The 19,596-nt window shown below is 56.9% G+C and carries 16 protein-coding genes; 7 read left to right on the top strand and 9 right to left on the bottom strand.

All coding sequences use genetic code 11. The features are described from left to right. Window positions 1-52 precede the first annotated feature (52 nt). Together ACIPF8_RS06545 and ACIPF8_RS06540 are read left to right on the top strand one after the other, a co-directional pair. Window positions 53-856: a competence/damage-inducible protein A gene (locus ACIPF8_RS06545; RefSeq protein ID WP_400418550.1), complete on the top strand. Its 804-nt coding sequence runs from the start codon at window positions 53-55 to the stop codon at window positions 854-856. Window positions 857-954: 98 nt separating this feature from the next. After that, complete coding sequence (locus ACIPF8_RS06540; RefSeq protein ID WP_400418548.1) at window positions 955-3,507, top strand: DUF349 domain-containing protein; 2,553 nt, start codon at window positions 955-957, stop codon at window positions 3,505-3,507. Between the two features lie 705 nt (window positions 3,508-4,212). On the opposite strand, the gene ACIPF8_RS06535 is transcribed toward ACIPF8_RS06540, so the two are convergent. The 8 genes from ACIPF8_RS06535 to ACIPF8_RS06500 form a co-directional block, all read right to left on the bottom strand. Further along, window positions 4,213-4,782, bottom strand: coding sequence for a phasin family protein (locus ACIPF8_RS06535; RefSeq protein WP_400418545.1), 570 nt, complete (start codon window positions 4,780-4,782; stop codon window positions 4,213-4,215). Between the two features lie 465 nt (window positions 4,783-5,247). Beyond that, window positions 5,248-6,627, bottom strand: coding sequence for an FGGY-family carbohydrate kinase (locus ACIPF8_RS06530; RefSeq protein ID WP_400418543.1), 1,380 nt, complete (start codon window positions 6,625-6,627; stop codon window positions 5,248-5,250). A 3-nt stretch (window positions 6,628-6,630) separates the two neighbouring features. Beyond that, complete coding sequence (locus ACIPF8_RS06525) at window positions 6,631-6,960, bottom strand: L-rhamnose mutarotase (RefSeq protein WP_400418540.1); 330 nt, start codon at window positions 6,958-6,960, stop codon at window positions 6,631-6,633. A 32-nt stretch (window positions 6,961-6,992) separates the two neighbouring features. Beyond that, a complete protein-coding gene (locus tag ACIPF8_RS06520; RefSeq protein ID WP_400419464.1) occupies window positions 6,993-7,979 on the bottom strand; it encodes an ABC transporter permease in 987 nt (328 codons plus the stop codon). A 35-nt stretch (window positions 7,980-8,014) separates the two neighbouring features. Further along, a complete protein-coding gene (locus ACIPF8_RS06515; protein ID WP_400418537.1) occupies window positions 8,015-9,013 on the bottom strand; it encodes an ABC transporter permease in 999 nt (332 codons plus the stop codon). After that, window positions 9,010-10,575 (bottom strand): sugar ABC transporter ATP-binding protein, encoded by a 1,566-nt coding sequence (locus ACIPF8_RS06510; protein ID WP_400418534.1) that lies wholly within the window; start codon window positions 10,573-10,575, stop codon window positions 9,010-9,012. Before ACIPF8_RS06510 ends, ACIPF8_RS06515 begins: the two co-directional genes overlap by 4 nt. Window positions 10,576-10,726: 151 nt before the next feature. Further along, the gene (rhaS, locus tag ACIPF8_RS06505; RefSeq protein WP_400418532.1) at window positions 10,727-11,731 is read right to left on the bottom strand and encodes a rhamnose ABC transporter substrate-binding protein; all 1,005 of its coding nucleotides are present in this window, start codon (window positions 11,729-11,731) and stop codon (window positions 10,727-10,729) included. A 58-nt stretch (window positions 11,732-11,789) separates the two neighbouring features. Further along, complete coding sequence (locus ACIPF8_RS06500; protein ID WP_400418529.1) at window positions 11,790-12,596, bottom strand: DeoR/GlpR family DNA-binding transcription regulator; 807 nt, start codon at window positions 12,594-12,596, stop codon at window positions 11,790-11,792. A 72-nt stretch (window positions 12,597-12,668) separates the two neighbouring features. Here ACIPF8_RS06500 and ACIPF8_RS06495 point away from each other — a divergent pair, with 72 nt between their 5' ends. The 3 genes from ACIPF8_RS06495 (at window position 12,669) to rhaI (ending at window position 16,502) form a co-directional block, all read left to right on the top strand. Then, window positions 12,669-12,926 carry a hypothetical protein gene (locus ACIPF8_RS06495; protein WP_400418527.1) on the top strand — a complete coding sequence of 86 codons (258 nt, stop codon included), beginning with the start codon at window positions 12,669-12,671 and terminating at the stop codon, window positions 12,924-12,926. Between the two features lie 45 nt (window positions 12,927-12,971). Continuing rightward, window positions 12,972-15,080 carry a bifunctional rhamnulose-1-phosphate aldolase/short-chain dehydrogenase gene (locus ACIPF8_RS06490; RefSeq protein ID WP_400418525.1) on the top strand — a complete coding sequence of 703 codons (2,109 nt, stop codon included), beginning with the start codon at window positions 12,972-12,974 and terminating at the stop codon, window positions 15,078-15,080. A gap of 126 nt (window positions 15,081-15,206) precedes the next feature. Next, window positions 15,207-16,502: an L-rhamnose catabolism isomerase gene (gene rhaI / locus ACIPF8_RS06485; protein ID WP_400418522.1), complete on the top strand. Its 1,296-nt coding sequence runs from the start codon at window positions 15,207-15,209 to the stop codon at window positions 16,500-16,502. A 105-nt stretch (window positions 16,503-16,607) separates the two neighbouring features. On the opposite strand, the gene ACIPF8_RS06480 is transcribed toward rhaI, so the two are convergent. After that, window positions 16,608-17,699 carry a threonine aldolase family protein gene (locus ACIPF8_RS06480; RefSeq protein ID WP_400418519.1) on the bottom strand — a complete coding sequence of 364 codons (1,092 nt, stop codon included), beginning with the start codon at window positions 17,697-17,699 and terminating at the stop codon, window positions 16,608-16,610. Window positions 17,700-18,000: 301 nt separating this feature from the next. Here ACIPF8_RS06480 and ACIPF8_RS06475 point away from each other — a divergent pair, with 301 nt between their 5' ends. Together ACIPF8_RS06475 and ACIPF8_RS06470 are read left to right on the top strand one after the other, a co-directional pair. Next, on the top strand, window positions 18,001-18,501 hold the full coding sequence (locus ACIPF8_RS06475; protein WP_400418516.1) for a YybH family protein: 501 nt from the start codon (window positions 18,001-18,003) through the stop codon (window positions 18,499-18,501). A gap of 116 nt (window positions 18,502-18,617) precedes the next feature. Beyond that, window positions 18,618-19,553, top strand: coding sequence for a histone deacetylase (locus ACIPF8_RS06470; RefSeq protein ID WP_400418514.1), 936 nt, complete (start codon window positions 18,618-18,620; stop codon window positions 19,551-19,553). The last annotated feature ends 43 nt before the right edge of the window (window positions 19,554-19,596 follow it).

The following is a 19,596-nucleotide window of genomic DNA, read 5'->3' as shown; positions in this document are numbered from 1 at the left end:
AGCTTCAGCTAATCATCTTTAACTCAGCATCTTCAACTAAGCGGCGATTTTCATGGCAATCGGACTCATCATCATCGGCGACGAAATCCTGTCAGGCAGGAGAGTCGACAAACACTTCCCCAAAATCCTGGAAATGCTTTCGGCACGCGGCTTGAGCCTCGACTGGGCGGAATATGTCGGCGACGATCCGGCGCGCATCACAGCAACGCTCAAGCGGACGTTTGACAGCGGCGACATCGTGTTTTGCACCGGTGGCATCGGTGCTACGCCGGACGACCATACCCGCCAATGCGCGGCAGCCGCACTTGGCGTGCCGCTGGTGCTGCATCCGCAGGCGCGCGAGAAAATCCGTGAACGGATTGCCGATACCGCACGCGACGCCGGGCATGTCGTTGATTTCGACACGCCTGACAATCTGCATCGGCTGAAGATGGGCGAGTTCCCACAAGGCGCCGACATCATCCCGAATCCTTACAACAAGATCCCTGGCTTCTCGATTCGCCACCAACACGGTGGCGGAGCACATTATTTTGCGCCAGGCTTCCCGGTGATGGCCTGGCCTATGTTCGAGTGGGTACTGGACACTTACTACGCCGACCGGTTTCATCAAAATCCGCAACTGGAACAATCGGTGCTGGTGTTCGAAGCGATGGAATCGTCGTTGACGCCGTTGATGGAAGCGATCGAAGCGGAATTCCCGTTGGTGAAGGTGTTCAGCCTGCCGCATGTCGGCGATGCGAATACCCGGCGCCACATCGATCTCGGCGTCAAGGGCGAGCCGGTGCAAAGCGCTGCGGCGTTCAAGAAAATGCTGGCCGGGCTGGATCAACTGAAGGCCGAGTACCGGCCCGCATAAGCCCAGACAGCGATTCATTGCCAATCCACATTCATTTAACCAATTGCGCTTGCCGCCAGCGATGCCGACGGCAATGCGCTCCATCTGATTGACATCACATGTTCGGATTCCTCTTCAAACGCGCAGATCGTCCCGCGCCTCAACCCGTCGCTGAAGTGCAAGCCGCAGTGCGCGCCGAAGCCCGTCAAGCATCCGACCAGGCAAAGCAGCAAGCGCTGAGCCAAGCCGAGGCCTTGGGCGATGAAGCGGCAGCGGTTGAGTTCATTCTGCAATCGAGCTTTGCCGATGCTCGTCTGCGGGCAGCGCAACTGGTGAGCAGCCGCGAGGCGTTGGAAAAGGTATTGCAAGCCTGCCGCAATACCGATCGGCGTGTCGCCAAATTGATGCAAGGCCGCCTCGACAGCGCGCGGCAACAGCAATTGGTCACCGACAAGGCAAGCGCCAGCGTGACGCAGGCGCAACGTTTGCTGCAAGAGCCGTTGCTGATGCCGAATCAGGTCGCGGAACTGGATCGCGGCTGGAACGCCAAGGACGCGCCGGCCGGGCTGTTGCAGGAATTTGAACAGATACGGGCTGCACTGGCCGGCCGCCTGGCAGATCAGGCAGGCTTGCAGCGTAGCGCCATCGGCTTGCTGGCCGACGTGCGCGAGTTGCATCAGCAGGCCAGGACGGATGGACAGCATGCGGCGCAAACGGCGGCGCTGGATGCATTGGAAGCGCAGATGACGGCTTGCTCCAGTCATGCCGAAGCAGTGACATTGCCGCGCCATCTGGCGGTTGATTTCGCGCAGGAAGCGCAAGCGCTGCGCAAATTGCTGGCCGATCTGCAGCAACATGAAGTCGCGCTGCAAGCGCGCCGCGACTTGCTGGCGACATGGGAGGGGGCGACGGAAGCCCTGAATCCGGCAACATTGAAAAGCGCCTGGTCGGCCTTGCCGAGCTTGCCTGCGGCTGCGCTGGGCGATGAGCTTGAACAGCGTTATCAGGCATTGCTGAAACAGCATACGGTCGTGGTCAGCAAGCCGGAAAAAATCCAGGCAGCGCCGAAGGCCGAGCAAGCAGCGGCGGACAATGGCGAACGAGCCAGCATTGCGGAGGCATTGGAAGGCCTGGAGAAATCTCTGGAAGACGGCGCTTTGCAGGCGGCGATGGATTTCGACAAGACCCTGCGCGCCATCGATTTCAAGACGCACAAACCAAGCGCGGCGCAAGTCAGCCGCCTGGCGCAGGCGCGCAGCGAACTGACCCGCTTGCAAGGTTGGGCGCGATGGGGCGGCAATGTCTCGCGCGAAGAATTGACCAAGGCGGCGCAGGAGCTGGCCGGGCAAGAGTTGGCGCCGGCTGAGCTGGCCAAGAAAATCGGCAGCCTGCGGGCGCGCTGGAAATCCCTCGACGGCAGTTCCGGATCGGCGCCGAAAGTGCTGTGGGAAAGTTTCGACGCTGCCTGCACGACTGCCTATGCGCCGGTCGCTGCGCATTTCCAGCAACAGGCCGAACAGCGCCAGGCGAATCAAGTCAATGCGCGCGCACTGATCGATGAAGTGCAGCAGTACGCGCAAGCCGCGTTGCCGGCAGAGCCGGTGGCGGGAGTCGCGCCTGACTGGAAAGCCATCGCCCAGTTTTGCCAGCAGAAACAGCAGGCCTGGAAGAGCCAGGGGCCAATCAATCGCAGCGAGAAGAAAGCCCTCGATAGCGCATTTGCCGCCGCAATCCAGGTCCTGTTGACGCCGCTGGCGGCGCAACAGCGCAGCGAAATCGCCCGGCGCGAAAGACTGATCGACGAAGCGGCGCAACTGCCCGCCAATCAGCGCGATACGGCCGACCGTGTACGCGAATTGCAGCAGCGCTGGCAAGAACAGGCCAAAGCCTTGCCGTTGCCGCGTCAGGAAGAGCAGGAGTTGTGGTTACGTTTCCGCGCTGCTTGCGATGCCATTTTTGCCCAACGCAAGGAGTCGGCGTCTAGCGCCGATGCTGAGCGGCGCGACAATCTGCGGCTGCGCGAGGAACAATGCGCGTTGCTGGAGGCTGCATCCGTGGAACCGGAGACGGCGCTGCCGAAAATCCTGCAGCAGGCCCAGCAAGAATGGGCGCGCGCCGGACAAGTTCCGCGTGCCGAGCAGGCGCAGATCGAAGCCCGTTTCCAGGCTGCGGTCGCCACAATCCAGGCGCGCCTGGAGCAAAGCCGTCGTCAGGCAGCAGTGGCGCAAGCCGACGCCTTGCGCGACAAGCTGATCCTGTGTCAAAAAGCCGAAGCCAATTTAGGCACTGCCGCGGATGATGATGAATCCGACCGGCGGCAAAGCTGGGCGGCATTGCCGCCACTAGCGCCAAGCTTCGAGAAAATCATCGCTGCCCGCTTTGAACGGGCGTTGCAAAATAGCGACGGATACGCTGCGACATTGGAAGCCAATCGTCCATTGTTGCAACAGGAGTTACTACGCGCCGAAATCCTCGCCAGCGCCGAAAGCCCACCAGAGCTATCGCGCGAACGCTTGCAATTGCAGGTCGAAGTGCTGCAGGCATCATTGAAAGCCGGCGCAACTGCGAGAAATATCGAGCAACAACTGTTGCATATCTGCGACTTGCCGGCAGCGATGGACGAGCAGGCGCTGGGGCGGTTATTGAAATTGGTGGCGTTGGCGAAGTTTTGAGATCAGGCAAACACGGATACAACGGCATGCGCTCCGTGGTCCGTTAAATGGGGTCAGAGCTGCGCGGGAAGTGTAATTTTCGCAAAAGACCGCGAAAAAAACTCCGACCCCATTTAACTTCTCGGGACTGGTTTTGACGTTGCTGTTGGTTTTGAATTGGCTTTTGACGTTGACGTTGCCGTTGTTTGTGACTTTTCGCATGCTGACGTTGCCAAATGAGATGGGTGCCAGTCGGGAATTATGGGACACATGTTTGAGCGCAGCGAGTTTGTGTCCCATCCGACTGGCGCGCGGCTCATTTGGGAACCCGCCGTAGGCGGGCAACGGCTGTGCGATCGCCTTTTTGCTTACTTTTTGGCGAAGCAAAAAGTGAGCGGCTGCCGGGCCGCCCCCGGCAAGCCTCCACGGAGTAGTAACCGTTTTAAGTAACTTCGGACGAACAAGACTAATGCACCGCCGCACGTACCCCGTGGTCCGTTAAATGGGGTCAGAGTAATTTTCGCAAAAGGCCGCGAAAAAAAACTCTGACCCCATTTAACTATTTCGGTGACAAAGTTGCCGAAAAAAAGCCGACTCCATTTAACTCACTGCTTGGTGGATTATGGCCAGGCAAAAAAATACCCCGGATATCCGGGGTAAGTCGATACCGTGTTGCCGGATACCGAGAAGATTTCGCGCGGCGGACATAAGCCCGCCAGCAAATGATTACTTCTTGGCGCGGGCAGCAGTAGCAGTCTTGGTAGCAGCTTGCGACAATTGATCGACAGCGTTATTGACATTGCTTTCGAGAGTTTCAACAGCCTGCTTGGTGCTCTTGGCGAACTGCTCGTAACCAGCGTTAGCGCTGCCGATTGCCGATTTGACGAAAGCAACTGCGCCTTCTGCGCCAGGAGGAGCATTCTTCGAAGCCTGGTCGACGAACTCGATGACCTTGCGCTTGTGTTCAGCAACTTGCGCTTCAGCAGCTTTAGTCAGTTCAGCCTGGGTGCTCGAAGCGATGCTGGCGAAATGACGGCCATAAGCGATAGCTTTTTCAGTGTTCGGCTGTGCCAGCGATGCGCTCAGCGAAAAGAATTCTTGTGGATCCTTGGCGGCAAACAGCTTCTGGGTGGCAGCGTTCGACTCTTCCAGCGAAGCCTTGGCAGCGCTCAGGTTGAGGTCGATCAGCTTTTCCACGCCGGAAAATGCCTTGGTAGTGAAATCGGTAAACAGCGCCAGATTGGATTCGAAATTTGCTTTGGCGGCGGCCGAGAATTGTTCTGCAACGGTAGACATGGCTTCTCCTAGGGTTTGATGCTGTAAAAAATACGACATAAGTAAGGCGGCTAAGGTGGCTATGAACTAGCCGTTGATTGCGACTGCCAGTGACTTCAAACGTGCATTGTGCGACGCAACAATTTGATTGTAAATTATTCTGAACGGCTGTCAAGAAGATTTTTGTGCGCTGCAATATAAATATGCAGAGATTTTCCTTAATTGACAAACAGGTATTTTCTGCAGCAAGCGCAAAGCACGAGATTTGTTGTCAAATTGGCTTGAAAGTGCTTCTCAAACTATTTGTTAAAGGCTTGTCTTTTCTTACCGGGTTTAATAATAAAGGGGGAAAAGTGGATTGTCATCCTGCTAATTTTGGCAGTTGCGTTATCGATAATTCAAAAATCGACGTCGGCCTACTTGTCTTGGATCGGCATGCCGATTCAGAGCGGCACGACTGCCAGAGGAGTTGTCACGTATTTATTTTCAGGTCTGCTGAACGAGCCCAAACCAACGATTTCTGTAGGCTTCCCATCCGTTCAGCTGCATCAATGCCGCCGATTCGCAATGGACGGCAGAAGTGTGTCCCCAGTGATGCAGCATCCAGCCACCGCAGGTGGTGCCGCTGGTGTCGTCCGAAAATGATACCGCCTGGTGTTTGCGTAACGCTGCCAGTAATCCTGAAAAATAAGGGTTATCGGTGAAGCTGCCCTCAACCACGATTGGTCCGTCTGATTCCAGCGCAGTCAGGCAATAGTCCGTCATCAGCACGCAGTACAACGTAGCCAGCGCATAACGCTCTTCAGCAGTTTGCGGGGGAGGTCCTGAAATGCTGCCGACTTGCCCGAAAAACGGTCCGCCGGATTCCGCAAAGCAGGGCAGCGCCAATGTGGCTTGGTCGATCAGGCCTTGCAAGTCGACCTGACTGCATTGTTTCGGTTCGGGGCCGGCCAGCGTCGCGAATTCGCGGCCGCCCATGAAGCGCATGCAGGCCACCGGCTGTCCCAGCACATTGACGTTGGCCAGCATGTCCAGGTGTTCGTTCAAGCCGTCGAGCGGTTTGCCGAACGCCGCAGCGATAACCCAAGTGCCGGTCGATAGCACAGTGCGCGGCATCGCGTCCGGTACATTACCGATGTAGCGCAATAGTGAGGCGTTGCTGTCGTGGATGCCGCACAGGATTTGGCAGTGCTCCGGCAAGCCGGTGGCCTGCAATAATTCCCGGCGTAGCGGCCCCAGGGCAGTCCATCCCGGCTGCCGCGGCGGCAACAGATTTTCCCAGCCCATGCGCTCTACCAGCGTCGAGTATGTTTGCTGCAGCGGTTGCCATAGATCGGTATGACAGCCAAGCGAAGTCATTTCGCCGGCAGCGACGCCGGACAGCCGCCAAGCCCAGTATTGCGGATAGGTCAGGATGTGGCGGGTACGGCCAAATTCACTCGGAAAGCTTTGTGCCAGCCAATACAATTGGCGCCCCAAATTCAGCCCGGCAGGCAAGTCTGGCGAAAACGTTTCTGCAAATGATGGGCGCAGCGCCTGGTATTGGCGATCCAGCGTTTGCGGCAAGGTGGATTCGTAATCAAGCACCGGCAGCACCAAGTCATCAGCGTCGACCAGCGCTGCGGTGGCGCCATGCGTGACAGGGACGATCGCCGCAATATCGGCGCGTTGCGAAAATAGACGGAGCGTAGCCAGCAGCCAATCCCATATGCGCTCGGTATCGTGATGTGGATACGGCTCGTCGTTGACGATAATGTTGGGACAGCGTTGTTCTGCCAGAGACTTGCCGCCGGCATCGAGCAGGGTCAGTTTGACGTTGGTTTTGCCAATGTCCAGAACAACCGTTGCACCCGTGGTGAATTCCATTGATTAATCCAGATGGGGCGCTAAGTGGAACATAGGCAGCAGCGGTACGACCAATGGGGCCACCGAGTTCACCTCGGTTTCCATCAGGTTCGCCATATGCGCCCACCAGCGCTGCATGATTGGATGCTGCGGCAACGCATCCATGCGGTGGTTCTCGGTGCGGAGCAGCACTGCAAACAGCATGCCGCTCGCCTCATCGAGAAAGATGCTGTAATCGCGTATCCCCGTGTCGGATAACAGATCGGCCAGCTCCGGCCAGATCGCGTCATGCCGCCGTTTGTATTCGGCGATATTGCCAGCTTTGAGTTGCATCCTGAAAGCGATTTTTTCCATCGTGTTTGTCTGGCGAAGCCGATTGAGAAGGACTATTTATTGACGCGCCTGCCGCCCAACAGCCTTGGTAAGGCAATCGTGATCAGCAGCAGCACACCGACCACGATGGTCATGATAATGCCGGGGACATTGGCCAGCGCCAGTCCATACGTCACCATGCCCAAGGTCAGCACCGCCAGCAAGACACCGCCGATACTGCCGGCACCGCCGGCGATGCTGACGCCGCCAAGGATGACCATAGTGATAACTTCCAGCTCCCAGCCCAAGGCAATATTGGGACGAGTGCTGCCTATGCGTCCGGTCAGGAAATAACCGGCCAGGCCCGCCATGGCGCCGGTCAGCATGAAGAGCGCCAGACGATAGCGGTCCACCGGGATGCCCGAAAACCGTGCTGCGACAGGATTGTTGCCGATCGCATAAATTCGCCGACCCCAACTGGTCGCGTGTAGCAGAAAGGCAAACAGTATGGCTAACACGATGAGTACAGCAAATTCACGCGGAATCACGTCGAAGAAATAGCCTTGGCCCCAGTCCACCAGCAATTGCGGGTAGCCGGTGAACGCCTGATCACCGAGGATCACGCTCGACAAGCCACGAAACAGCGACACGGTGCCGATCGTCACCACGATCGACGGCAATGCAAAACGGGTCACCAGAATGCCGTTCAACATGCCGCAGGCGGTACCTGTCGCCAGCGCCACAAAGAGCAATCCTTGCGGCGGTATGCCATAGTGATTGGCCAGGCCCATCGCCACTGACGACAGTGCCAGGATGCCGGAAACCGAGATGTCGATTTCCCGGCAAATGATCAGCAAGGCCATCGGCAGCGCAATCATGGCCTTTTCACTGAAATTGAAAGTGCTGTCGACCAGGTTGTAAAAATCGAAAAAATGCGGAACCAGCAGGCTGTTGGTAACGAACACAGCAACAAATAGCAGGGCCAGCAAGGTTTCCCAGCGGCGCATCAATTCCCCGATACGGAAACCGTTGCGATCGCGAATGGTGTAACGGGAAGTCATGGTGGTCTTGGTCGCTGAGGCAGGGGATGTCGCGTTCACGCAGCTCTCCTGTTATCTGATGGATTGAGCAGGTGCAGCGGCAATATCTGTCTACCGGTCTTTTTATTGCTGCGCGCATTGATCACCACGGCGGTCAGGATGACGATGCCGGTTAGCGCGCTTTGCCAGAACGGCGACACTTTGACGATCGGCAGGGCGTTATTGATCACCGACAGGAACAATGCGCCCAGCACAGCGCCTGCTACGGTGCCGACGCCTCCGGCAATGCTGATGCCGCCGATCACGCAGGCGGCAATCACGGTGAATTCAAAACCATAGGCAATTTCGGTATACGCGACCGCGTAACGCGCCACCCATAAATAACCGCACAGGCCGGCCATCATGCCCGAAAAGCCGTACGTCCAGAGCAGCCGGCGGGCGATCGGAATGCCGACGTAGCGCGCCGCCACCGGTTGATTGCCGATCGCATACAAATCCCTGCCGAAGCGGGTATAGCGTGCAATGAACCAGGTCACCAGAATGGCGGCCGCCGCAATCCAGACAAGATAGGTAACGCCGAGCAGGCGGTTCAGCGGGAAGGCGATAAATGCTGCCGGCATTTGATTTGAAGAGACCCAGGCGCCGCCCGACAGCACAAACACCAGGCCGCGATACACGCTCATGGTGCCCAGCGTGACGACGATCGGCGGCAGATTCAGCGATCCGATCAGCCAGCCATTGATCAAGCCGAGGAACAGGCCGATGCCGAGCGCCGCCAGAATGATCAGCGCCACCGACAGTTGCGGAAATTTTGCTGCCAGCAGCGCCGACATCATGCCTGATAGCGCAAGATTGGAGGCGATCGACAGATCGATGCCACGCGTGACGATGACGAACATTTGCGTCAGCGCCAGCATGATCAGCAAGGTGCTGTCGGTCAGCAGGTTGGACATGCTCGACAGGCTCAGGAATATTGGCGCCCGCAGCCCAACCATGCCGATCAACAGAATGATCAGCAGGCCCAGCAAGGTTTCGCGTTGTTTTAACAAATTCATGCATATTCCTCTGAAGGCAATTCGCTGCCGGATGCCGCAGCGACCACGTTTTCCGGCGTCGCTTCGGCCCGCGAAAAGGTTTTCTTGATGCGGCCCTGATGCATCACCACGATGCGATCCGCCATTCCCAGCACCTCCGGCAATTCGGATGACACTAGAATCACCGACAAGCCCTGCGCGACCAGCTCGCTGATGAAGCGATGCACCGCAGCTTTGGAGCCGATATCGATGCCCTTGGTCGGCTCATCCAGGATGATCACTTTCGGATTGGTCGCCAGCCATTTGGCAAGCACCACCTTTTGCTGATTGCCGCCGGACAGCTCCGACACCATTTGCGTGAAGTGACCGGCTTTCAACTCAAGTTGCTCGCTGAAATGGCGTGCGATGGCAGTTTCTTTTGCACGTCGTCCAAGCAGGAAGAAGCCGATTTTGGAAAGAATCGGCAGTGTGATGTTGTGCACGATGGGCAGCGACAAATGCGCTCCCTGGTGCTGCCGATCCTCGGGGACATAGGCGATGCCATGCGCGATGGCATCGCTGGCGGTATTGATCGAAACAACTTTGCCGTTCAGCTTGACGCTACCGCTAACATCGTGCGTGAGGCCGAACAGTGCCTGCATGACTTCCGAACGACCGGCGCCGACCAGGCCATAGAAACCGACAATTTCACCTTGTTGTATCGAAAAACTGACTTTGTTGAATTCGGTCGGATGACAAAAATCCTCGACTTCCAATAATGTCGGACCAAGCGTGACATCGATCTTTGGGAAGACCTGATGAATCTCCCGTCCCACCATCAGCGACACCAGGTCCGATTCGGTAATCTCGGACAATGCCCCGGTCGCAACAAAATGACCGTCGCGCAGCACCGTGTAACGGTCGGCAACGGCAAAGATCTCGTCGAACTTGTGTGAAATGAAAATCACCGCTGTCCCGGCGGCGCGCAGCTGGCCGATGATGCGGTACAACTCGTGGATTTCGCGTTGTGACAAAGAGGCCGTCGGTTCATCCATGATCACGACGCGGGCGTTTTGCGAAAGGGCGCGGGCGATTTCAACAAAATGACGCTGCGCTACGCTGAGATCCTTGACCTTGGCCCGCACCGGCAGAGATACCTCCAGCCGGGCGAACAATTTTTCTGCCTCAGCTTCAATGAAACCCCAATCAATTCGGGCTGGAAAGCCATGTTGCGGCTGACGACCAATGTATATGTTTTCGGCCACGGTGAGTTCGTCGAACATGACGGTTTCCTGATGGACGGCGGTGATGCCGGCTTGCATCGCTGCTTGAGGAGTGGCGAATGAGACCGGCTCTCCTTCCATATGAATGGTGCCGCCATCTGCCTGATAAATGCCGGTCAGTGTTTTGACCAAGGTGGATTTTCCCGCACCATTTTCACCAATCAATGCCATCACTTCGCCGGCGTGAATCGTCAGGCCGACATCATGGAGGGCAATCACGCCCTGAAAACGTTTGCAGATACCCGATAGCGCCAGTACCGGTGGTCGGAGCTTTGCAGGCGGTGAATCTGGGGAAGTGCTTGGCGCAGTATTCAATGACATGGTGGCTTCACAAGCAATGATGATAGGGGGAGGCGAGCGGCATCAGGTTGTACGCGTTATGGCGAAATCGTTCATGCATCCATCTTGTAGAAAACCATTCTGCGGTGCTGCCGCAGTGCTCTGCAACAGCGTCCGCACGGGGCATCTCGTCTTAGAAGATTTTGGAAAACTTGTCGACGTTATCCTTGTCGTAAGTAAATGGTGGAGCCAGTGCCGCTTCGCCGTTGGCGTCAAGCGTGATCTTGCCCATGCGGCCTACCGACACGCTGCTACCTGGCTTGTCTGTAGCAGTGCCCTTGACGAATTCATGTGCGGCGTAGGTGACGGCATAGCCGAGATCGATCGGATTCCAGATCGCGAAACTTTTCACTGCGCCGCTCTTTACGTGTCCCGCCATTTCAGACGGCAAGCCCAGGCCGGTGACATAAACTTTGCCGACCAGGTGTTCATCCACTACCGCTTTGCCGGCGGCATTGATGCCGACTGTGGTTGGTGCAATGATGGCTTTCAGGTTCGGATTGCTGCGCAACAGACCGATCGCTTCGCGATAGCTCTTGTCGGATTGGTCGTCGCCGTAGACGGTGGCGACCAGTTTCATTTTCGCAAATTCCGGTTTGGCCAAGGCTTTTTTCATTTCACCGATCCAGATATTCTGATTCGTCGCCTGTGCTGTCGCAGACAGGATCGCTATGTCGCCGGCGCCGCCGATTGCGTCCGATGCCATCTGGATCTGTTTCAGGCCGATCAATTGTGCGTTGGATGGATTGAGTTGCATCAGCCGTCCTTCCTTGGCGATACCGCTATCGAAAGAGAGCACCTTTATACCGCGCTGCATCGCCTTCTTTGTAATCGGCACTAGCGCATTTGCGTCGTTTGCCGAAATCACGATGGCATTCACCTTCTGGCTGATCAGGGAGTTGATGATTTCGATCTGGCCTTCTGCTGTTGGCGTGGTCGGGCCGGTGTAAATCACTTCGACATCGCCGAGCTCCTTGGCGGCTTCATTGGCGCCGGTATGCGCGGCGTCAAAAAAACCATTGCCGAGGTTTTTAACCACCATCGCAATTTTCATTTTTTCAGCCGCTTGTACATTGCTCGCCAGACCGCCAATCATGCCGATAGTCAATGCTGCGAACAATATTTTATTTAGTTTCATTGCGATGTCTCCTTGCGGGATGTGACTGTGGACCGGATGTCCGGCAGCCTTGTTGGATTTAGTTGTGCGACGTTTCCTTCGGTACGGCTTCCGGCGTCACGGTGATCACTTGCACGCCGGCCTGTTCCAGCATCTGCACTGCCGCATCCGACACGCCGGTGTCGGTGATCACGCACGAGACGCGGTTCAAACCACACAGGATCAAGCCTGCTTTCTTGGCGAATTTTGAGCTGTCGGCCAGTACGATTAATTCTTCAGTCTGGCTGATCAGGCGGGTTTCGGCCTGGATCAACAGTGGATCGGCTTCCATCAAGCCCAGCATCGAGAGTCCATATACGCCCATGAACATCTTGGCGGCGTAGTGGTGTTGCGTGATGTCGTTGTCGAACGGACTGAGGATCACGTTTTGCTCGCGATACACCTGGCCGCCGGGCAGGATGATGTCGTTTTCGCTAGACATCAGCAGGCGCTCTGCCATCAGGAATGAGTTGGTCAGGATTTTCAGGCGCCGTTCGGCGAGAAACTCAACCATCATGTAGGTCGTGGTGCCGCCATTGATGATGATCGTTTCGCCCTCGGCGCACATGCCGGTGGCGTATCTGGCGATGGCGCGCTTTTGCGCCGCAAAGCGTTCAATATTGTTCTGGAAGGTTTCGCCGGACAGCGCAAAGGTGCGTTTTTTTGGTCGCAGGTTTTCTGCGCCGCCGCGGGTACGGGTCAACAGATTGCGTTCAGCCAGCCAGACGATATCGCGCCGCACTGTCGCCGGAGAGGAGTTCAGCCAATCGACCAATTGCTCTACGCTTGCCGTATTGTGCTCGGCAAGTAATTTCAGCAAACCTTTACGGCGCTTGTGATTTACCACTGCTGTCTCCTCGCTGGGTCATCTCTTTTGCTTGTTGCGGCGAATGCCGGCAGTCAAATCAGGACGACCTCTTTGTCGGTAAAACAGACTAAGCATTTGAGAAATGGAAGTCAATCATCAATCAATCAACTAGATGATTATTTGAATGGCGATCAGAAAAATGACTGGCATCTGATCAATGTGATGATTATTTGCGTTTCGATCGCCAATTTGATTGCGCGCAGATTGACACTGATTGCCGGCTGCTTTCTACTTGTCGCTATCGTTCTCCCGTTGCAAAGCAATGGCATCACGCAACGATTGAACCTGATTGATTCTGAGCGGCGTTGAATCGCTCAGAGAAAAATGCATTCATAAATTGATAATGGAGACTGTATGACAGCAACTATTGGCACTACGCAGCAAGAGCCCATTCACTCACTCTGGGACGATGCGCTTGCTGCCAAGATGAGCGAGCCGGAGTTGTTGCTGTACCGCTCCAACCTGTTGGGTTCGGACATGCGCATCACCAATTTCGGCGGCGGCAATACCTCCGCCAAGATTGTCATGAGCGATCACTTGACTGGCGACGAAGTCGAGGTCCTGTGGGTCAAGGGTTCCGGCGGCGATCTTGGCAGCATCAAGATAGACGGCTTTTCGACGCTGTACATGGATAAGCTGCGATCGCTCAAAAATCGCTACCGCGGATTGGCACTGGAAGATGAAATGGTGGCCTACCTGCCGCATTGCACCTTCAACCTGAATCCGCGCGCAGCCAGCATCGATACGCCGCTACATGCCTATATCAACCGCAAGCACGTCGACCACATGCATCCGGATGCGGTAATCGCGATTGCAGCCTGCGCCAATAGCGAGGCGTTGACACACAAGGTATTTGAAGGTGATCTCGGCTGGTTGCCGTGGCAGCGCCCCGGTTATGATCTGGGGTTGAAGCTGGAAGCCTTATCGAAAGCGCAACCGCAGTTGAAAGGCATCGTGCTGGAAGGCCATGGCTTGTTCACCTGGGGCGATACCGCCAAATCCTGTTATGAAACTACGCTGGCGATCATCAAGCGCGCAGAAGACTGGCTGACAGCGAATAGCCGCCAGCCGGCATTCGGCGGCGGCAAAGCCGAACCGCTGGCGGCGCCTGAACGTGCGGCGCTGGCAGCTCGCCTGATGCCGCTGTTGCGCGGCAAGATCAGCAAGGATGAATACAAGCTCGGGCATTTCGATGATAGCGCCGCCGTGCTTGAGTTCGTTTGCAGCGCCGATCTGTTGCCGCTGGCCGCGCTGGGCACTTCCTGTCCGGATCATTTCCTGCGCACAAAAATCCGGCCGCTGGTGCTCGATTTCGATCCGGCCAAGCAGGACTTTGAGCGTTTGATTGCGGGCCTGGACGATGCATTGGTTGCTTATCGCGCCGATTACATTGCCTATTACGAGCGCTGCAAGCGCGACAACAGTCCGGCCGTGCGTGACGCCAACCCGATCATTTACCTGATTCCCGGCGTCGGCATGCTGTCCTTCGCCAAGGACAAGGCAACCGCACGGATTGCCGCCGAATTCTATGTGAACGCAATCAACGTGATGCGCGGCGCCAATGGTGTTGATACATACGTTGGCTTGCCGGAACAGGAAGCCTTTGATATTGAATACTGGCTGCTGGAAGAAGCCAAGTTGCAGCGCATGCCAAAGCCGAAGAGCCTGGCGGGACGCATTGCACTGGTCACCGGCGGCGCCGGCGGCATTGGCCAGGCGGTGGCGCGCCAGCTGTTGCAGGAAGGGGCATGCGTGATGCTGACCGATATTGACGCCGAGGCGCTGCAGCAGGCTCGGCAGTCGCTGGACAAGGTTGCGGGGCGCGATAACGTCGCCACTGTCGCCGCCAATATCACCAGCGAGCAAGATGTCGACGCCATATTGAGCGCGACCGCATTGCGCTTCGGCGGCGTAGACCTGTTGATTTCGAATGCGGGGATTGCGTCCTCGGCGCCGCTGGAAGACACTACCCTGGAAATCTGGGAGCGTAACCAGTCGATCCTGGTGACCGGTTATTTCCTGGTCAGCCGCGCCGCTTTCCGCATGATGAAGCAGCAGAAAATCGGCGGCAGCATGGTCTTTGTCGCCAGCAAGAATGGCTTGGTGGCCTCTGCAGGCGCGTCAGCCTATTGTACGGCCAAAGCGGCGGAAATCCACCTGGCCCGCTGCATTGCATTGGAAGGTGCGGAGCACGGCATACGCGTCAATGTGGTCAATCCGGATGCAGTGATTCGCGGCTCCCGGATATGGGACGGAAAATGGAAGGAAGAGCGCGCCGCGTCGAACAAGATCGGGGCTGAAGACATCGAGGAATTTTATCGTCAGCGCAGCATGCTGAAACGCAGCGTGCTGCCGGAAGACATTGCCGAGGCGGTGTATTTCCTGGCCAGCGACAAGTCGGCCAAGAGTACCGGCAACATCATCAACGTCGATGCCGGGAACGCTGCGGCTTTTACCCGCTAAGTTCGATCCCGGATCGATGATGGAAAATGACAACAGAAAAAGCAGGGTGCGCTTCGCACACCATGGATAAATATAATTGAAGCAGCAGGCCTTGCCGCCTGGCTGCTGAAAACAAGGAGACACAGCATGAACACAGTCATCGATGCCGGCCTGGTGGCCGAACACAACGCCGCAATGCGCAACAATCTGGAAGCCGATTACGCCGCCTTGGGCGGCATGCTGGCGCGACGTGGCCGGGATATCGAACAATTGACAGCATTGGCGCAGACTTTTGCGGTTGCGCTGCCGAGCTGGGGCGTGGGAACCGGCGGCACTCGTTTTGCACGCTTTCCGGGCTTGGGTGAGCCGCGCAATGTATTCGAGAAGCTGGAGGACTGCGCGGCGATCCATCAATTGACGCGTGCAACACCCACTGTATCGCTGCATTTTCCATGGGACAAAGTTACAGATCCAGCTGCCTTGCGCGAAATCGCAAACGGATACGGATTGGGTTTTGATGCGGTCAATTCAAATACATTCCAGGACCAGGCCGGACAAGCGCATTCCTACAAGAATGGCAGCTTGACTGCCGGCAGTGCGGCAGCGCGCGCGCAAGCGGTGGCGCACAATATCGAATGCATCGAGTTGGGGCGGGCACTGGGTTCGAAAGCGTTGACGGTCTGGGTCGGCGATGGCGCCAATTTCCCGGGGCAGCACAATCTGCGCGGCGCTCTTGAGCGTTATCTGGGCAGCATGCGCGAAATCTACAGCGCGTTGCCGGCAGATTGGTTGGTGTACATAGAACACAAGCTGTTTGAACCGGCATTCTATGCAACCACCATCGCCGACTGGGGTACCAGCTATGCCTGCGCGACGGAGTTGGGGCCGCAAGCAAAATGCCTGGTCGACCTTGGGCACCACGCGCCCAATACCAATATCGAAATGATCGTCGCGCGCCTTGCGCAGTTTGGTAAATTGGGTGGTTTCCATTTCAATGACAGCAAATACGGCGATGACGACCTGGATTCCGGTAGCATCAATCCGTTCCAGCTGTTCCTGATCTTCAATGAGCTGGCAGATGCCGCACAGCGCGACGGCGCGGCGTTCAAGCCATCGTACATGCTGGATCAGTCGCACAACGTGACCGATCCGATCGAAAGCCTGATGAGCAGCGCGATCGAAGTGCAACGTGCCTTTATCCAATCAGCCATCGTAGACCGTGCAGCGTTGCAGCAGCATCAGGAAAAGAACGATGTGCTGCAGGCGGCGCAGACCTTGAAGCAGGCGTTCCGCACCGATGTGAGTCCAATCCTGGCGATGGCGCGTGTCCGTTCAGGCGCGGCGGCCGACCCGGTTGGATGCTATCGCAGCGCTGGATATCGCGAGCAAAAAGGCGCGCAACGCCCGCCAAAGGCTGGCGCTAGCGGCAGCGGCATAGTTTAAGAACGATAGCTGAAGTGCGTCGGCAGACGCGCTGGTCAGCATCGCCAGGGTATTGATGTCGATTGAAGCCGAGCTGGAACAACTGTTCCCACTCGGCTTTTGTCGTCATCGGGAGGACGTCAGCAACGCCTGGAATTGATCCAGCGCCGCAATTACCTGTTGATCCGATAGCGACAGCAGCGCTTCTCCCACATACCACTCAATATAGCTTTGCTGCGGTAACGCCGCGTCATTGGCGCCGCCAAACAGCCAGACACCATGTTCCATGGCGAGCTGGTCGCGCGCCGCAATCAGCGTCTCGCGCTCGACCGGAAAATAGAGATGCAGCATATTGCAATGCGGCTGACGCGGATTGATCTGCCAATCCGGATAGCGAGTGAGCAACTGATACAGTTCGCGGGTGCGTTGCAGGTAGGCCGGCATGCGCGCCAGTTTTTCATCAAACTGCATCGCCGCTGCCACCACATAGGGTGAGCGCTGATAGACATTGCCACCCATGCGCTTCATCCATTCGGTAGCGCGGCTGATGAAATCCTGCTTGCCCAGCAATAGGGCGCCGCCCAGACCGCCAATGCCTTTGTAGAGCGAGACATAGGCGCTGTCAAAACCGGCTGCGACGCTGGACAGCGGTTGGCCATAGCCGGTGGCGGCTTCCCACAGGCGCGCGCCGTCCAGGTGCAAATGAATATTCTTTTCGCCGCAGTATTGCTTGAGCGCTTCCAGTTGTTCCCAGGCCGGCAACTGGCCGCCGATTTCGCGCATGGGCAGTTCGTATAGCGCGGCCCCGAGATGATCCGGCACGGCTTTCAGGTCATCTGCGGTCCATGGCCGAAACGGTTTGCCGACATTGATCACTGTGAAATGGTCGAGCAGCTGGTAATTGCTACTTTCATGACCCAGGATGTGCGCCGTCGGATGCAGCGCCACCAGCCGGTTGTTCTTGTCCTGGCAAGCGATGCGCAGCGCCACCGATTGCGCCATCGTGCCGCTGATGACGAAGCGGGCAGCTTCAAAGCCGAGCAGGCCGGCCACCTTGTTCTCGAAATCCTGGATCAGCTTGCCTTCGCCATAGCTGTCATGCTGGATATCATGCGCTTCGCACCAGGCCGCCATCGCGGAAAAATCCACGGCGGCGGAGCGCGGCGCTGATGAGGAAAAGAAGGTATGGCACTGATTGCGTAGATTCGGGGTGGGCATATTGGGTGACGGAGGAGTTTTTGGCCAGGTTGGGGGTAAAGGAGCTTGCTATCTTACGGGGATTTGACGTTTTTGCCACGTGTGTCATTTTCATTTGATCCATGCAACGCCGCTCGCATGCCGTTGTCGCTTGGGACTACCTCTGCATCCTTGCCGCACCTACGCATTTCCAAATCAAATGCTAACGAGTACCAGTCACAAGCAGAACTCGAAACTATGAGTCACACTCACATCTTATCGAAAAACGCGGCTTGCAAAGGCTTGGCATTCCATAACCTTCATTTCAATATCAGGAGCCACAATGAAATTTCTGATTTTTCTTGCAACGCTATTTTTACTACCCGTTACGGCAACGACTGCGGCGCAGCTGGCCCCGTCTTTTCTTTCAGTCCACCGTTCCTCAACTGAAGACCGGCAAGCGATTGAACAGGTGTTGGCCTCATACACAAGGTCAGTGAACAGCGGCGACGAGAAGGCATTTGCAGCGCTCCTTCTCGATGAGAAAATACCGTTCATGTCGACCAGCTCCCTGGATACCCATGGCGCCCATCTTGATACGCGCCAATACGAGGATTTTCGCCAGGCAGTTTTCTTGAGCGGCAAGAAGTACGAGCAGAATTTCTATCACGTCCGCATAGAGCAGGACGATAATCTTGCGCAGGCCACGCTGGACTTCGTGACAAAAGAAGCGGGCTCGCAGGCGGGCGGTTATGGCTGGAAAGTCATCCAGCTGCTGAAGGTGAACGGCGCTTGGAAAATAGCGAGCGAATTTTATACCGCATATCCGCTTCCGAAATCCTGACAGAGTGTTGTCACCGCCTTCGATTGGAATCGTGGCGGCTGCCGGCTTATTTTCACCCCAAGGCTTCCTCGGCAGCCAGTGTTAGACTGATACTTTTATTGCATGTGGTCAGTCCCTTGAAAGCCTTCTACAGCGACCATTTCGTGCTGCCTCTGCCGGCAGGTCATCGCTTCCCGATGCAAAAATATCGCCTCATCCACGAAGGTGCGTTGGCGACCGTCGCCGACATCGAATTCCAGGAAGCGCCGACCACCAGCGACGGTGTTCTGGCATTGGCGCATCACCCGCGTTATATCGCCGATGTCAGCAACGGCACATTGAGCGATAGCGTGCAGAAGGCGATCGGCTTCCCGTGGACGCCGCAGATGGTGGAGCGCTCGCGGCGTTCGGCCGGCGCCACCATCGCCGCCTGCCGCGCTGCCATCACGACGCCGGACCGGATTGCCGTCAATCTCGCGGGCGGCACGCACCATGCATTTGCCGATCAGGGCGGCGGTTTTTGCGTATTCAACGATGCCGCGATCGCCGCACGGTTGATGCAGGCCGAGCGCATGGTGCAGCGGGTGGCAATTGTCGATCTGGATGTTCATCAAGGCAACGGCACAGCATCGATCCTGGCCAATGACGATTCGGTTTTCACTTTATCCCTGCACGGCGCGCACAATTATCCCTTCGACAAGGAGCGCAGCGATCTCGATGTGGCGCTGCCGGATGGCACCGGCGACGACACCTATCTGGAGGCATTGCAGCAGGCGTTGCAGCAAATGATGCAACGGTTTGCGCCGCAACTGATCATTTTCCTGGCAGGCGCCGATCCGCATGAAGGCGACCGGCTGGGGCGCTTGAAGCTGAGTTTCGATGGCCTGGCGCGGCGTGACGCCATGGTGCTGGCCACCGCCGGCCGGCATGCGATACCGGTTGCGGTCGCAATGGCAGGTGGATATGGCAAGAACATACAAGACACGGTGGCGATCCATCTGCAAACTATCTCGCTTGCGGCGCGTCACGCGCGTCAGCAGCGTGCGGCCCAGCCGCTTACCCAACCCGGATAAACCATGCGTCCAGCAGTTCCTGTTCCTCCTTCCGCGCTGGCGG

The organism is Collimonas sp. NPDC087041 (assembly GCF_044745265.1).
Taxonomy (GTDB): Bacteria; Pseudomonadota; Gammaproteobacteria; order Burkholderiales; family Burkholderiaceae_D; genus Collimonas.
This window is presented reverse-complemented; position numbering and strand designations above follow the sequence as displayed.

Coding starts and splice junctions, on each gene's coding strand:
- ACIPF8_RS06545 (WP_400418550.1), top strand. CDS start 53: ATGGCAATCGGACTCATCATCATCGGCGACGAAATCCTGTCAGGCAGG.
- ACIPF8_RS06540 (WP_400418548.1), top strand. CDS start 955: ATGTTCGGATTCCTCTTCAAACGCGCAGATCGTCCCGCGCCTCAACCC.
- ACIPF8_RS06535 (WP_400418545.1), bottom strand. CDS start 4,782: ATGTCTACCGTTGCAGAACAATTCTCGGCCGCCGCCAAAGCAAATTTC.
- ACIPF8_RS06530 (WP_400418543.1), bottom strand. CDS start 6,627: ATGGAATTCACCACGGGTGCAACGGTTGTTCTGGACATTGGCAAAACC.
- ACIPF8_RS06525 (WP_400418540.1), bottom strand. CDS start 6,960: ATGGAAAAAATCGCTTTCAGGATGCAACTCAAAGCTGGCAATATCGCC.
- ACIPF8_RS06520 (WP_400419464.1), bottom strand. CDS start 7,979: ATGACTTCCCGTTACACCATTCGCGATCGCAACGGTTTCCGTATCGGG.
- ACIPF8_RS06515 (WP_400418537.1), bottom strand. CDS start 9,013: ATGAATTTGTTAAAACAACGCGAAACCTTGCTGGGCCTGCTGATCATT.
- ACIPF8_RS06510 (WP_400418534.1), bottom strand. CDS start 10,575: ATGTCATTGAATACTGCGCCAAGCACTTCCCCAGATTCACCGCCTGCA.
- rhaS (WP_400418532.1), bottom strand. CDS start 11,731: ATGAAACTAAATAAAATATTGTTCGCAGCATTGACTATCGGCATGATT.
- ACIPF8_RS06490 (WP_400418525.1), top strand. CDS start 12,972: ATGACAGCAACTATTGGCACTACGCAGCAAGAGCCCATTCACTCACTC.
- rhaI (WP_400418522.1), top strand. CDS start 15,207: ATGAACACAGTCATCGATGCCGGCCTGGTGGCCGAACACAACGCCGCA.
- ACIPF8_RS06480 (WP_400418519.1), bottom strand. CDS start 17,699: ATGCCCACCCCGAATCTACGCAATCAGTGCCATACCTTCTTTTCCTCA.
- ACIPF8_RS06475 (WP_400418516.1), top strand. CDS start 18,001: ATGAAATTTCTGATTTTTCTTGCAACGCTATTTTTACTACCCGTTACG.